This window comes from Bacteroidales bacterium (genome assembly GCA_016707785.1).
Lineage (GTDB): Bacteria > Bacteroidota > Bacteroidia > Bacteroidales > UBA4417 > UBA4417.
Genome location: JADJGZ010000061.1, coordinates 18,690 through 34,486, shown reverse-complemented (window position 1 = coordinate 34,486; position 15,797 = coordinate 18,690). Strand labels below are relative to the sequence as shown.

The 15,797-nt window shown below is 42.0% G+C and carries 11 protein-coding genes; 2 read left to right on the top strand and 9 right to left on the bottom strand.

Going from position 1 to position 15,797, the window contains the following annotated elements; genetic code table 11:
* Window positions 1-107 precede the first annotated feature (107 nt).
* Genes IPH84_20650 through IPH84_20635 form a run of 4 tightly spaced genes read right to left on the bottom strand, consistent with a single transcriptional unit; the run spans window position 108 to window position 7,371 of the window.
* On the bottom strand, window positions 108-920 hold the full coding sequence (locus IPH84_20650; protein ID MBK7175567.1) for an ABC transporter permease: 813 nt from the start codon (window positions 918-920) through the stop codon (window positions 108-110).
* Window positions 917-1,840 carry an ABC transporter ATP-binding protein gene (locus IPH84_20645; GenBank protein ID MBK7175566.1) on the bottom strand — a complete coding sequence of 308 codons (924 nt, stop codon included), beginning with the start codon at window positions 1,838-1,840 and terminating at the stop codon, window positions 917-919. Before IPH84_20645 ends, IPH84_20650 begins: the two co-directional genes overlap by 4 nt.
* A gap of 21 nt (window positions 1,841-1,861) precedes the next feature.
* A complete protein-coding gene (locus tag IPH84_20640; protein ID MBK7175565.1) occupies window positions 1,862-3,913 on the bottom strand; it encodes a hypothetical protein in 2,052 nt (683 codons plus the stop codon).
* Window positions 3,914-3,915: 2 nt separating this feature from the next.
* Entirely contained in the window at window positions 3,916-7,371 is a 3,456-nt protein-coding gene (locus tag IPH84_20635) for a hypothetical protein (protein ID MBK7175564.1), read from the bottom strand.
* A 161-nt stretch (window positions 7,372-7,532) separates the two neighbouring features.
* Here IPH84_20635 and IPH84_20630 point away from each other — a divergent pair, with 161 nt between their 5' ends.
* On the top strand, window positions 7,533-8,249 hold the full coding sequence (locus tag IPH84_20630; GenBank protein ID MBK7175563.1) for a hypothetical protein: 717 nt from the start codon (window positions 7,533-7,535) through the stop codon (window positions 8,247-8,249).
* Window positions 8,250-8,382: 133 nt separating this feature from the next.
* Entirely contained in the window at window positions 8,383-9,327 is a 945-nt protein-coding gene (locus tag IPH84_20625; protein ID MBK7175562.1) for a radical SAM protein, read from the top strand.
* Between the two features lie 23 nt (window positions 9,328-9,350).
* On the opposite strand, the gene IPH84_20620 is transcribed toward IPH84_20625, so the two are convergent.
* The 5 genes from IPH84_20620 to IPH84_20600 all read right to left on the bottom strand — a co-directional run bounded on the left by IPH84_20620 (window position 9,351) and on the right by IPH84_20600 (window position 15,715).
* Window positions 9,351-9,803: a nucleoside deaminase gene (locus IPH84_20620; GenBank protein ID MBK7175561.1), complete on the bottom strand. Its 453-nt coding sequence runs from the start codon at window positions 9,801-9,803 to the stop codon at window positions 9,351-9,353.
* 112 nt (window positions 9,804-9,915) lie between these two features.
* Window positions 9,916-10,596 (bottom strand): leucyl/phenylalanyl-tRNA--protein transferase, encoded by a 681-nt coding sequence (locus tag IPH84_20615; GenBank protein MBK7175560.1) that lies wholly within the window; start codon window positions 10,594-10,596, stop codon window positions 9,916-9,918.
* A gap of 7 nt (window positions 10,597-10,603) precedes the next feature.
* On the bottom strand, window positions 10,604-12,271 hold the full coding sequence (locus tag IPH84_20610) for an agmatine deiminase family protein (protein MBK7175559.1): 1,668 nt from the start codon (window positions 12,269-12,271) through the stop codon (window positions 10,604-10,606).
* Window positions 12,252-14,480 (bottom strand): alpha-L-fucosidase, encoded by a 2,229-nt coding sequence (locus IPH84_20605; protein ID MBK7175558.1) that lies wholly within the window; start codon window positions 14,478-14,480, stop codon window positions 12,252-12,254. Before IPH84_20605 ends, IPH84_20610 begins: the two co-directional genes overlap by 20 nt.
* 44 nt (window positions 14,481-14,524) lie before the next feature.
* Entirely contained in the window at window positions 14,525-15,715 is a 1,191-nt protein-coding gene (locus IPH84_20600; protein MBK7175557.1) for an aspartate aminotransferase family protein, read from the bottom strand.
* Window positions 15,716-15,797 lie beyond the last annotated feature (82 nt).

The window sequence follows — 15,797 nt, the reverse complement described above, 5'->3', positions numbered from 1 at the left end:
TCCCGGCTAATAATCCGCTTCAGTCCGCGTTCCATTTTGCCTTATAGCAAATTTTGCATTTTTCATTTTGTATTTTTCATTTTGCGTTTTCATTTTATTCATCCAACCTACTTAATATCCCTTCTCCGAAGCTCAAAATATCCAACAGCCGCAATCACAGTAGAAATCACCATCCAAACCAGCAGGCTCGTTGAAAAGAACTCCTGCCTGATCGCTCCTCCCTGGGAGAAATTGAAGACAAACCCATACGGAAAAGCATAAGGATCATAAATAGGCAGCCACCGCAACACATTTGGATTCGTTATCAGTCCTGTGATACCCAAAACAAATAAAACGGCAACAGGGAGAATGATCAACGAAATTCCAATAGAAACAGAGGCGACCACATTTCTGAGCTTCATAGCCAGGATGTATTGAATTACCAGCATGGCAAAAGCCGACAGGAAACTTCTGAAAGTAATCATCCATAAGTATCCGTGCTCAAAAGCATGGGTGATCCTCAGTTTTGGTGAGATAATTCCCAGGATGAAAAGTGAAAAGTATGTAAAAACAATGAGTAGAAGCCATGCGAAAAGCAAAAGGCTGATGGCTGCAAATAATTTACCGTAATAATAACCCCATCGCGGCACCGGAAGGGCAAAAAGATGCTTGAGCATTCCATTCCTGTGTTCCATCTGGCAGAAGAAACTTACCATTAGTACTGCATAAAAAGGCAGGAAAAATGCACTCAATCCATTGAAATTATTGATGAATGTCGTTAGGTCAGGGGTTACCTGGTTCCGGCCTGAAAAGAGAAATAAAGAAGCCATCATCACTGCGCCTGCAGGATATAGAAAAGTCAGCCATAATGCCACAGTATTCCTGGCTTTGATCAATTCTGTTTTGATAACAATGAGAATCACATTAAGTGCATTTTTCATGACTGGCCTCCTTCCCGCAAAATCTCCAGGAATGAACGTTCAAGATCAGAACGGTCCGGTTCAACTGAATACACGCCAATACCTGATTCAACTATTTTTTTGACAATTAAAGAGGTCTCTTGTTTCGATTCCACCGAAATACTGATACACGAATCTTTCAGTTGATAGGTACCAGGTTTTAATAATGGAATAATGGCCTCATTATCATCGGATTCAATAAGTACTTTTTCCTGTCCGCCATAACGTAGAAGCAATCCTCCCATTTCACCCTGGTACAGGACTTTCCCCTTGTCGATAACTGCAACATCCGAGCAGATTTTCTCGATTTCATCCAGGATATGAGAAGAAAGAAATATAGTACATGCATGCTCCTTATTGAGATGGATCAGCAGGTTCCTGATTTCTATTATTCCTGATGGGTCGAGGCCGTTGATGGGTTCATCAAGAATGAGAAGCTTTGGATTTCCAAGCATGGCAATTGCCAGGCTGAGTCTTTGTTTCATTCCTGTTGAATACTGTCGTACCTTACGATGAGCTTCTTTTGTAAGCCCCACAATCTCCAGGACTTCAAGTATTCTTTTTTCCGGAAGCTGGCGTAATCGTTGGGTAATCTCCAGGTTTTTAAAAGCATTCAGGTGTTCATACAGAGATGGCGATTCCACCATTGCTCCAATTTGTCGCAGGATTCCTATTTTGCCCGAATTGAGTTCATGATTAAACATAAACACACTACCTGCCGGCACTTGTAATAATCCCAGGAGGACTTTAATCGTTGTGGATTTCCCTGCACCATTGGGCCCTAAAAACCCAAAAATGCTGCCTTCGGGCACTTGCAAATCAATGCCATTTAGTACCTTTTGCTTTTGATAAGCAAATTGTAACCCCACGGTACTGATAATGTAATTTTTCTCGTTTGTCATTGATTTTATTTTCAAAACTGTTCATTCGATCATCATTCTCGCAACAAGACCAGCCCAGATATAAGTTTTGTTCCAACCGGCCTGCCTGTCATCAGGTGAATAGAATTCCCAGAATGTATGATCATTCTTCAGATGCCAGATCATCTGGTCAAACACTTTATCCGCAAGTTGACCCGCTAATCGCTCGTAACCATAATCTTTTAATCCTCTGTATACCAGGTACTGCCATTGCACCCATACCGGTCCGTTCCAATATCCCATCGGGTTATAAAAATCATCTTTAGCCGAAAGGGTAGGTACACCATAGGGACGCCAGAATTCTTCAGGGTTGTATAAGGATCGCAAAAGCTGATCGGCCTGTTCCTTGCTGCATACATTGGCCCATAAGGGTAAAAATCCAATGATTTCTTTTATTTTAAGATCTGCAGGCTCCAGGAAGGTAAATGAATTGGTAGAAAGAAGGGTATTATAGTAGAAGGCGGTTTCCGGATCCCAGAGTTGCTTGTTGATCATACGTGCTGTTTTCTTTGCTAATTCAAAATACCGGCGGGAATCGCTATCCATTTTTAACTCCTTAGCCATATGGGCCAGTGACATAGCCTCCTTCACCATCATACTGTTCAGGTCAGGGCCTTCCAGGTTTTCTGGCTTGCTTACCTTGTCCCAGGTGGCAACCAAACCATCTCTTACACATTCCAGGGTGGCATCAGCACCCCATTCATAAAGTCCATCCTCATCCTTGTCACGGTTTCTGACGAACCAGTCATAGAGTTTCCGGCCACTCTCATAGGATTCAAGCAGAAATTTCTGATCTTTTGTAACCTTGTAGATTTCGTAATTTATATATGAAAACCAAGGTGCAGAGCTTGTTTTCATGCCCCGGGTCTCTATCTTCTCATCGAGGTATGGGCCTGTCCGGTAATTAATGTAACCATCGGATTCCTGCCTTTCCATAAATACACGCTGAGAATTCATCGCACTTTTAGGATCCATATAAACATAGGCTAGCATCGCCAGGCTTTCATGAAACACCTGCCCACCATACCCCCATCCCCACCTGGGTTCCCTTGAGAATACATAATAATTGTTTTTACATTTTCCTTCAGCAGGCATCATGCATTGTCTCATCAATGAAAAAGCACCGTAGTAAAGACCTGTCATATTCTTTACGTATTCAGCATCCTTCTCATTCCTTGATTTCATTGCAGGAAGTTTTGCATATAAAACTTCATTCTCTGCAAGAATCTTTGCAGCATTATAATTAGAAGGTACAGAAATGAAGTTATTTGTCCCGGCTTCGAAACTGTTGCGGATAAGGCTGATTTTCTTTTTCTCACCAGGCTCTAATACAAGCAGTTTTTGAAAAAGGAGTACATGGTTTTTTCCGTTTGTAGCGGATTTTCCTTGAATACCTGAAAGTAGTTCCTGATCACCTGGTAAGCTATCAGCAATCAGGATATGTTCCGGTATTTCACTGAATATCAGTTCATCACTGAGATTCTCCACAAGCGGAATCTGATGCTCCACCATCCATGCATCTCTTTTTATGCTATGAGCGAAACTGATTTTATTCTCTTTACTTGCATTAAAATCAACACCCTGACTTCTGAAATAGAAAGGTAACACATTGATTGATATAGCTTTACCAGAAGTGTTCGTTAGGATATATTCAAGGATGGTTGCGTTGGAAGAGTAAACACAAAAAGTGGCCTGAACCTCCAGGCCTGAAAAGGGCTCAAATTTCAGGCAAACGATATCGTTGTAAGATTGAGTGATTACAGGCTCTTTTGCATATTGTCCGAGTTTTGAAGCCACTTGCTTCCCTTTTGTAAAGATGACTCCTAATTCACCACCTTCTTTTGATTGAAGTCCCAAAGGCTTTGAAGGGTCCATCCACATCAGTTCATATGCCTGGTCAGTCTTGTAATTGCTCCTGCTTAAAGGTGCTGCATAGGTTGTAAAAATTGCATCCCTGTTGGTGAATTCCATCCCTTTGAACGGATTTTGGCCAAAGGAATCGAATGCAATTGTTATCAGCAGGAAAAGTATATGCTTTGTCCGAATGAAACTCATCATTATTGACTATTGAAGTTTGAAAACCAATGGAATTGTAACATATTTACTATCAGCAACAGGAAACATAAATCGGTAAGTGAAGATATCATTATCCCTGAAATCAGTTGACAACCCATTGGAGGTTGGATTTCCAATGCCGGCGATTTGATTTTCAAAATAGCATCATTCCCGCTTTTACCGTTTAATCTCACTATAAAGTTTTGTTCCTTCAGCTCCTCGGATATCAATCTGTATCCATTTGAAAATGTGTTTGTTGTGGGAGTTGAAATTTGCGGAATAGTTACTGTGGCTGCCTTTCTGTATATTTCGATAGTAACTTTATTTTGCAGTTGGAACCTAATGACGGTACTTCCATTCCAGTGCTCAGGTTCAACTTCTTTTCCATCCACCAGAACCCGATGGATCTTCATTCCGCCATAAACGGGCAGACTGAGCACAACCTGGGTTGAAAGAGCATTATTTCCTGATTTCAAAAATTTCCATTGCACATGATCTTGAAACGCAAGGAAATTGAAACTGAAATAATCATTCCCCATGCGAAGGTTAGTCACTGCTAGGCTATCCCATTCTGCAGGAAACTGAGGAGTAAGCATGATTCGATTTCCTGATGCATCTGGCTGATAACCTAGCAATCCATCTAAAGCCGGTTGCAATACCATGGTTTCACTCCAGCATTGGTGAGGACATACTCCAAAAGGTTTATATTCCTGTCCATGAAGAACTTCCGGTACAAACCCCAATGCCCATGACTTATAAGTCAGCAGGTTATTCATAAGATGGGAATATCCCTGCTGAAACCGTCCATACCTGAATTCTGCAAGTGCTGCCCATCCGGTGAACAATGGCCAGACACTTCCCTGGTGATAACTTCCGGGTTTATAATATGCACTGTTCTCACTGAGAATCCGGGTTCCCCAGTCGCTGCTGAACTCATTTCCGGCAATGGTCTCCAGCACCGGCGTAAAATGTGAAGAGTCCCTGATTTGTCCGAAAAGTAAGGGCACACAAGCCATAATAGCTGGTTCAGGATGATAGGTTCCGTCGATGTTTTTGCCATGAAAGAAGAAATTCCTCTCCGGGTTCCAAAAGTCTGTATCCAGCATCTGCAGAACCTTGCCTTCGTCTTTGGTGTAATGAAGTGCATCTTTGGTATTGCCCAAAATACTGGCCATATAAGCTGCCTGGTGCAGTGCTTCCGCCCAGCATGAAGCCAGGTAAAAGGTTGTATGCGAACCAAATAGTGCACCCCCTTCTTCCCAGCCATGTCCTACCAGGGTATTCTCTATAAGTCCATCATTATCCGTATCAGTGGAATAGCAGTATTCTAACGCTTTTTTTATGTGATTCCACTCGGAGCGGATAAATGCAGTATCACCTGAATAGCGGAGGTATTTTCCGGCCAGTGAAATATAAAGAGGGGTTGCATCTGCAGCATCGTAATGGGCAACTCCGGATGTTGTAAGTTCATGAAAAATCTTTCCGCTGATATCCTGGTATTTCGAAAAAAGTTCCAGGACTGTTTTGACTTTTTCAAAATCTCCATAACCTAATGCCGCATAACTGCTCCAAACTCCATCCCGTCCAAAATACCATGCATATCCGGGTCTGCCATTCACGGCATGTCCACCATCCCAGCCATAATCAGTGGTAGAATAACCTGCTACCATTGAACGCCCGATCCCGGGGGTATTGACAAAAAAACGATCCGTTCCGACTACTGCCCATCGATACCCTTCGTTGAATGTATCATCAGGGGAGGTTAACATCGTTTTCTTGTCAAAAAGGCCTGAAGTATAACGCAAAGCAGAAAGCTGGACCCATTGAGGCTTTGGTATGGCTCTTCTATAGGTGTCAATGGCATCTTTTTGTCCTTTTGCAGATGCTGTGATAACTAGGTCCATCTGATCGTTGGGCTGCAGATTGAAAAGCATGAGTGAAGCTACTTGCATCTTTTCTGTCGGAACGCCCAAAAAAACGGAATCTGCCCTGATCATGCGGTCAAGGTCAGGAGGATAAACAACTTTATTAAAGTCGTCAAATCTCCCTGCTAATTGTTGGATAGGTGAGCGATTAGCACCAACAGTTATGGCGAATTCATCTTTCTGGTTTCTCACTAACAGAGCCTTTAAACCAGGATGCCATTGATAACATAATGAACCACTTACCTTTTCGGAGTATGGCCACATGAATCGCAAATTTGTCTTCATCTTAATAACGATCCTTGCAGCATTAATGGAATGAAACTCGTAATGCACTACAGAGGTTGCTTCTGTAGGGTGACAACTGATGATTTCTTTCAGATAGCTTCTTCTGAACCGATAAGTGCGGGTGTATGATTCTGGCCTGACTTCTATTTCTGGTTGTTGAGAGTTTAGCCATAGTATACTATCATTTCCTTCAAACATGATTCCTGCTTCATAATCCCTGAGGGCCATAAATGGATGTGCCCATATTTCATCGATTCCACCATTTTCTTTGCCCATTAGCAGAACAGATTCTCCTGCTAATTCAAAGGGCTGATTTTGTGGATACTTACGCCGAAGTGTCATCAGATGGGTATTTTCTTTCCAGCTTTCAGCATCGAATATGAGCGCAGTGTCCTGAAATCCGGGCAATTTGATTACAGAAGCAGGTTCATAATTCCAGAAATTGGCGGGGCTTTTTGAAGGGCCAACGAGATAATGAATGCAGTTCCTGAAAAATAATCTGAGCTGCCGCTGATTCAAATTCTCCTGTTTGAACCAGGTATAAGCACCAATCACCAGTACTTTCCCAGCTCCTAAAGTATACTCAACCAGAAGTTTACTATCTTCCCGAAGGTTAATGTAGGCCCAGTCTACTGCGATTGTTTTTCCGGAAGGCAGATTATTCCCAAACCATCCCATTTGCCGGGTATCCATGTCCTTATCAGGGGCAAAAATGTAGGATCCTCCAAAAAGGCTATCAAATATGGGATGGTCCCGGTATGCATGCAATCCGGCTTTCCGGCCATAACCTTCATCCCTGATAGAAACCTTCTTTGTAGCGGGTTCCTCAACTTCCAGTCCTAATAAAGGCAGAAGCCTTAAAGCATCTAAGGTAAGTATCAGTGTTCCACCGTTCTGGATATATGTCTTCAATGGCTCAAGAAATTTTGGACTTCTTTCAGAGCTTGAAAGAGGCAGACTATCAGGTCGGTGATACCACAAAACATCGTGACGTTGAATCTGTTTCTTCAGATTCTTGATCTGGATATAGTTCGCTTCAGAATTTCTACTTTGCCTGAGGGATTGAAATGCTGCCAAACGCTCACCGGTGCATTCCTGCAAGGGCTCAATTCCAAGGAAGCCAATACTGATATTGTTCTGTGCCGATGTCATGTGGTTAGCCAGGACAAACAGGAATAAGAGGATGCCCAGTTTTTCTTTGTAAAAAGGATGGACAAAATGCGATTTCAAATGGAATTTAGGGATCATTTATCAAAGATTATTACCCGAAAGTACAACGAATTTTATCAACCTTTGTAAGGCTTGAGTATCAAATTTGATTGTTTATAATATTTATATTAATTAGATATGAACTTGTATTCGATGTAAAAATTGATTATATTTACGTGAACAATACTAATCTTGGAATCATGAAAGCAATTGTCATGTTCTTGGTTCTTTTTATAATGTCTGATTTTAGTCTTGCACAACAAAAAGAACCTCAGGCTAACAGGAAAAGTAATACTTCAGGTTCTTCTTTTTCTTCCACAAATGTTGAGGTTGCAGCTGGCACTGGATTAGATATGATTGGCACAGGTTTGGAGGGGAAAGCTGGCAGTATCTATATAGGTGATGAATGGCCGGAAGGTGAATTAGTATTGAAAGGCGGGAAAATGATCGAAAACTATCGGTTTCGTTATGACATCTATTCAGATCAGATGCAGTTTATTACTGGCCAGGATACGCTTGCGTTTGCTTCTCCTTCGGAGTTGTCGTCGATCTCTTTTTCCGGGAAGACATTTGTCTACGAGCCCTATGAATGCAACGGAATGTTGTTGAAAGGCTACTTCGAGCTGGAGGTTCCGGGCAGAAAACAATTATTATTGAAACGTTCAATTACATATCAAATGCCTGATGAAGGAGAAAATAGCCTGATAAAAGAAGATAAATACCTGGTAGGTGAATGTTATTTTATTAAGTCCGCGAATCAACCCGCCCGTAAAATCATGTGCAGTAAAAAACAAGCTTTAGTTGCAATGGATGATAAGAAAGCTGAACTGGAAGAGTATATGATGAAAACAGGTAACAAAGTAAAAACTCCGAATGATTTAAAGAAAATGGTGGAATATTATAATAGCCTGGAATAAATCATATAGGAGCGTTTTTGGACAAATGCCGGAGAGTTCCGGTTCAGGCGATTCAGATGCCTGGCAGGTGATGGAGACCTGCCAGGTTTTTTATTGGATGCATTTTAATACTTTTGGCATATTAGTTATTTATATGTCATTGCTTCCGGAAATCTCATCTGATTGGAATTCCCCCCTGAGGGAATGTAGAATTTGCCCCAGGAACTGTGGTGTGGACAGGCTGAGTGGGGTTCTGGGCTTTTGCGGCGCAGACGGAGGATTTAATGTCAGTTCGATTTGTATTCATAAAGGAGAAGAACCTCCTGTAAGCGGAACCCTTGGAATTTGCAATGTCTTTTTCAGCCGTTGCAATCTGGTATGTAAATATTGTCAGAACTGGCAGATAAGCTGCCATAGGGGAGAGGTTGAAGAGAAGACAATGAGTCTCAGTGAAGTGCTTGAAAAGATTATTGCTATTCTGGATCAGGGCTGCAAATCAGTGGGATTCGTTTCGCCATCCCATTATATCCCACATGTGAAAGTGATCATTGATGCTTTGCGCAATGCCGGTTATAATCCTGTATTTATCTATAATACAAATGGATATGACCATGTTTCGGAAATTCGGGACCTCGAAGGTTATATAGATGTATACCTTCCGGATTTTAAATATGCGGAGAATGAGTTAGCATGGAAGTTTTCCAGGGTCAGGAATTATAAAGAGGTTGCGTTGGCAGCTATCAAAGAAATGTACCGGCAGAAAGGCTCGTCCCTGAGGGTTGATGATACGGGGCAGGCTGAAAATGGATTGATTATCCGCCACCTTATTCTCCCCGGGCATATTGAGAATAGTGAAAAAGTTCTCCAGCTCATTGCAGAAGAAATCTCTTTTATGGTGCCTCTGTCACTAATGGCACAGTACTGGCCAACACCTTCAGTTAAAGGTCTGCCTGACCTGGGCCGGACACTCACTTCCGTTGAATATGAGGCTGTTATAGAGAAAATGGAATCTTTAGGATTCTATAAAGGATGGATACAAGACCTGGAGAGCAATGAACATTACCGTCCGGATTTTAATAACAGGCATCCGTTTGAATAATTGACTTATTCGATTCTTAGTTCCTAATATTCAATTTTGTAAGGATTTTCATTCCATTGGTCAAATACATGGATGGCTTCCTGCTGCATGAGTTGCGAAACCGGCAACTTTCTCTTTTCTACAGGAAGACTGAGTTCACGATAAAACAACTCATCATCAAACCCGGCTTTTGCTGCATCCTCTCTGCTGGCAGCGAAGTAAAGCTTTTCAATCCTGGCCCACATAATAGCTCCAAGACACATTGGACAAGGCTCACAACTGGCATATATTTCACACTCTGAAAGATCGAATGTGTTCAGTTTAGTACAAGCTTCCCTGATAGCAACAACTTCTGCATGTGCTGTTGGATCATTGCTTGAAGTGACCCGATTGGCACAGGCAGAAACAATTTCTCCATTCTTAACTACTACCGCTCCGAATGGTCCCCCATTTCCCTTCTCTGCATTTTCCCCGGCCAATTGTATGGCTAACCGCATGAATTCCAATTGCCTGTGATTTTGATTACCTTCTCCCATGAATATATGTGTGATGGATTTTATCTTATTTTTCAAAAAAAACGACTTCTTAATATGATTCAAAAACTGGGAATCAGAATTCCCAAAGACCAATTCTACCAGGCTTTACAAGAGCTTTTTCAAGCATCCTGAGATACTGGTCCCTGGGTATCAATTCTCCTCCCAGGCTTTCAAGATGATTCGTATAGACCTGGGCATCGATGATCTCATATTCCCATTCCATGAGTCGCTCAACCAGGTGAAAAAGCGCAACTTTGGATGCATTCGTTTCCTTATGAAACATTGATTCTCCAAAAAATGCCCTTCCCAGGGATACCCCATATAAACCTCCGACTAACTTATTATCCAGCCATGCCTCAACGGAATGGGCAAATCCGGCTTCATGAAGTCTTAAATATGCCGATTTCATTTCCCTGGTTATCCAGGTGCCTTCCTGCTCTTTTCTAGGAGTTACAGAACATTCATCGATCACTTTTTCAAATTCCCGATCAAAAGTGATGGTAAAACTGTTTTTCTTTATAACTTGTTTAAGACTATGAGATATGATCATCTTCTTTGGAAACAATACCATCCTGGGATCTGGTGACCACCAAAGGATCGGCATCCCTTCTTCATACCAGGGGAAAATACCATTTGAATAAGCCAGTTTGAGCCTTTCAATACTCAGATCACCGCCAACCGCCAGCAATCCGGAATCATCGGCCTCATCTGGGTCAGGGAAATTAAGCTCTTTCTTCGAAATTGGGATAGCCATTGAAAATCTATCGTTGCAGGATAATCCTGTTCACTAATGGTGCATCAGATGTTAGAATCCTGCCTAAATATACACCATTTTTTAGTTCAGAGGGCACTTGTATAAGTGTCTTTTTGTCCTGAATGTTGATTGTCAGACATTTATTTCCATAAACATCAATGAGTTCAAAAGTTTTTCCTGTGATAGGATTTGTCGCCAATTCACATATAAAACTTCCATCATTGGGATTAGGATACAATTTCATCGTTTGATTTGTTTCAAAACTCTCGCGAATTTCTGTCTGGATTTGCGGAAACCAGAATGTGTAGACTGCATCAGGTGCCGGAAGAGGCTCTGTAACCTGATTGCCAGGCGTGTGCATTGAAAGATAATAGGAAACGGTATCGCCAGGGGATAAGTCGGGTATTGTGCCGATAAATCCAGGGCAGGCAGGAAACATACGGGAAGTGGAAAAAGCCTGAGAAGGATGTACCCTGTAGTGTACCAATAAGCTGTCAATCATGGAATTGGTTTGAGGGTAACATGAAATTGGCATCTCAGGTTGAAACTCCTGCTCTCCATTGATTCTGTAGTGTTGAAAACGAAGGAGTTCCGATTGGGGAAGCTGGCAGGTATATGTATGAATGGCTCCATATGACCCGGAAAGACTCCTGGAATCAACCATTACGATTTCATAGCCTGGCATGGCTTCCTGGTAAATGGCTTTTGCAATGCTGTCAGAAAGAGTGCCATAAGAGGGAACAATGACTTTCCTATTCATAATAAGTGCATTGGTATAGGATCTCACCTCATCGGTCGGTTCATTGGCATAGGTCCCATCTTCAAGAGTTGGAGCGGGGATCCTGATGATATTGTAAGGCTTTCCAAATCCATTCATTAATAATCCCAGGCTATCAGCGATACCTTCAATGATCTCATAGTCAGGAACCCAATCCGGGTATTCACTGATAAGTATGGTTTCGGTATCAAGCACTTTCATAAACATATCCGTCCGATGCCAGTCTGCTCCCCCAATATTTTCCGGGATTGGAAGCAAAATAAACTCATTAAGCCGGAAATAACTCTTTAATTGATTACACAAGGTTGTTTCATTGAAAGTTGGATTCTGTCCAAGAAGTCGCAGGGATCCAAATCCTGTTTTCAAGCCATCAAATTGAATATTTCCTCCTTCCAGATTCATGAAAAGATCATTAACCGGAATACCCGTTAAATCTGATAATAACTGGGGTACACTATCATTTAAGGGTTGAGAGTATAGGGAATATCCGGGATCATAAAAGAAACGTTCATACACAGATGAATTATACATATATCCTGTGATAGGACCATAATCCCTTATTCTCCCGGTTTCAGAGGGTATTTGCAGGAAAAACAGGCTATCGTATAAAGCACCCTGGTTTTCGAGAAAATTTTTAATGCACACGGTATCACAACTCACATTCGATGCATCGAATAATATCCAGGTTTTTCCTTCCGATGAAATATGTTTCACCAATTCCGCGATAGTAGAATCCATATCTGCCTGGTAAGGCCAGCGGACCAGGATGCCTTCATTCTTCTCAAACTCAGCAGGCATTATCAGTTGCTGTGATTGCAGGTTCTGAACGAATAATGTGTTCAGACAAATGATGATCAAAATATATGTAAGATACGTTCTATTCAATTGAAATCTCATCAGCGAATATCCAGGCACTGGTTCCGGCTCCCGGATGCCAGTTTGGAACAGGGTTTTGCGGAGTTGCGATAATCTTAATATAACGGGCTTCTCCATGATAACTTGTTGATACACTAAAACGAGTGGATTGGTCTTTTGTTGGTGGGTCATTGGAAATAGAATAAATTTCTTTGAATGCTACACCATCATCCGATACAAGAATTGCAACTTGTTGCGGTTTGAAAATCCATGAAGCAGTTTCTTCCAGGAAGGAAATCCCAATTTTTTCTATTGGTTTATTGATTCCAAGATCAATGGTTGCTTCAAGATTTTTCCCGGGAAATCCAGTCCATCTTCCATCTGCATGATCCATCGATCCTCTTATCCCGTCTGTCAATCCCATTGGGCCACCTCCATCATATCTCGGATCTGCGGCATTCTCGAGCCTGATGTTATAACTGGATTTTCCATAATCAGCACTAGTGCAAAAACCCTGGATGCCTTCACTGGATATGGCTACAAATTTAAGCTTAGTGGTTTTCTGAAGAAGTATAGGTTGTTCATAAGGGATGTCGTTTATATCAGGGTTAGAGCCATCAATTGTATAATAGATGTTTACTCCTTTTAAGGGGGAAGAAAGAGTAACTCTCACTGAATCCTTGAAGGTGGCTGTGGCTGGTTGAGCCTGGACAGAGGGTGGCTGAATAAACAATCCAAATTCTGATAAGGCCGGGGCTAACCTGCTTTGCTCAATGATTAATCTTACTTCTTGTGCTGTAACAGCTTCAAATCGCAACAATCTTTTGTAACCAACAGTTGTTCCTCTGCATAGGTTCTTCCATTTGCCTTCAACCTTTGCGTCAAATCTGAATTTTTCGATTCTTTGACCAATACGGATATTCTCCTGTAGCATTAGCACATCAAAGGTTTGGCTTTCGCCAAGGTCAAAATCGATGGTACATTCTTTTTCAGTTGGAAGTAAAATGTCAGACGCATCGTTTCTGTCAAACAAATAACTCCCGTTGATATTTCCCGGTGAACCGCTGATATGAATCTGCGATTTCTCTGCCCGGTTTATCTTAAAAGTATTGTCAATAGCATACCTCCATCCATTCAAAGAGGCAATATCATTTTCATGGATAAGTCCTCTTTGATCCGGGGGGATATTCAGTAACAACACAGAATTCTTTCCAACAGAATTGAAATAGATATCCAGGAGTTTCTCAGCTGTTTTTACTCTTTCATTTTCCGATTCATGCCAAAACCAACCTGGACGAATTGAGACATCCACCTCTGAAGGATACCAGATAAGGTTTCTTGATTTAGCAATGATCTCCCGGCTTCCCAAATCCTGGTTCGTCATATCGCCGCTTGGGATAAAACCTTCACTGCTGGCTGATTGTTGAGAGTTACCGGCAATGTCTTCCTGGTTGGAAAGGTCCATGGGAACTACTGACCATTCTGTCTCTCTGCCATACCCGCTCTCCGTTCCAACCCATCTCACATCAGGACCCATCACCGCAATTACTGCTTCAGGTTGTAATTTCCTGATCAGGCTATAATATGCTGCCCAGTCATAAACCTGTTTCTTTCCATTGGGACCTTCACCACAGGCACCATCAAACCACACCTCAGTGACCTTGCCATATTGAGTAAGAAGTTCTGTTAACTGGTTCAGAAAAAAGGTATTATAAGCTTCACTTCCATAGCTTGGCTCATGACGGTCCCAGGGTGAGAGATAAACACCAAATCCAACCCCGGCTTTATGACATGCATCCGACAATTCCCTGAGGATATCACCTTTTCCGGATTTCCACGGACTTGCAGCAACACTGTGACTGGTATATTTTGAAGGCCATAAGCAAAATCCATCATGATGCTTTGCAGTAATAATAATGCATTTTGATCCTGCTTCCTTGCACACCTTAACCCATTGATTGGCATCAAATTGCGCGGGGTTAAATCTGGCCGCATCTTCATTCCCTTTCCCCCATTCCTGATCATAATAGGTATTGGGGGAAAAATGCAGGAATGTAGTCAATTCCATCTGTTGCCATTTCAATTGTCTCAAAGCAGGAGTAACAGTGGCTGCAATTTCTGCAACTCTCTCCGGGCTGCAGTTTTCCGGGACTGTAACAGCCGGGTTACCTGTATATTCCTCCTGACCCTGCAACAATAAAACAGGAAGAAATAGGAGGGAAAAAGCAATTTTCCATTTCCTGAGATGCATTGAATAATTCTTTAGTTGTGATTAATCGGGAAAAACTGGGATTTTTATTCAGCTCTGTTAAAAGCGTCTTTCAGGATGATGCATGATTCCCTGATTTCCTCCAGGGTAATAGTCAGTGGAGGTGCAATGCGGATAGATCTGTCATTAAATAAAAACCAGTCGACGATGACCCCTTGCTCCAGGCAGTAATCTATCACACCCTTTACTTTTTGAAAATTTTCCATTTCAACAGCTATCAATAACCCGGCTGACCGATACTCCATGACACCTTTCAATCCTTCAAGTGATTCCCTGAACAAGGATTCTTTGCTGCTGACAAATGATAAAAGATCTTCTTCCAGGATTACCTCAAGGTTAGCCAATGCAGCAGCACAACAAACCGGGTTTCCACCGAAAGTAGTTATATGTCCCAGGGCAGGGTCATGACTTAAGGAAGCCATGATTTTTTCAGATGATATGAATGCTCCGATGGGCAGCCCACCTCCCATACCTTTAGCAAGCAGCAGGATATCCGGAATAACCCCCAATTGTTCAAAGGCAAAAAGTGATCCGGTCCGTCCGAATCCTGTCTGAATTTCATCGAAAATGAGTAATGCCCCACACTTTACACACCTGTCTTTTAGAGCTTTCAGAAATTCTTGATTGGCTTTGATTACGCCTGCTTCACCTTGAACAGGTTCAATGATGACACAGGCTGTATGTTCGGTGATCAGGTTAAGGTCTTCAGGAGAGTTGATCGTCAGGTGCCGGACTTCAGGAAGTAAGGGGTAAAATGGCTTTTTTAATCTTTCATCACCCATGATACTTAGGCTTCCGTGAGTTCCACCATGATACGCACCATAAAAGGAAATGATTTCTCTTCTTCCTGTAAATCGCTTTGCAAGTTTCAAAGCCCCTTCTACAGCCTCACTTCCACTGTTCACCAGGTAAGTAGAGGAGAGTGAAGCGGGTAATAACCCTGCTAGTCGGGAAGCTAATTTTACCTGGGGGGCTTGAATATACTCTCCATATACCATCAGGTGCAGATAATGGTCGAGTTGCTCTTTGATTGCAGCGATCACCTTAGGATGCCTGTGTCCTGTATTGCTGACGGAAATCCCGGATATCAGGTCCGCATATCGCTTTCCAGTGGTTGAATAAAGATAGATTCCTTCTGCACGTTCAATCTCAAGACCAATTGGTGAGTCACTGGTCTGGGCAAGGTTTTGAAGAAAGAGTTGCCGGTTAGTTAACATTGAAAGCTTAGATTTGACGGTCAAAGGTAAGGCTTTAAGCTAAAAATTCTTAATTTCTTGCCTTCAGAAGGGATAATCCTTA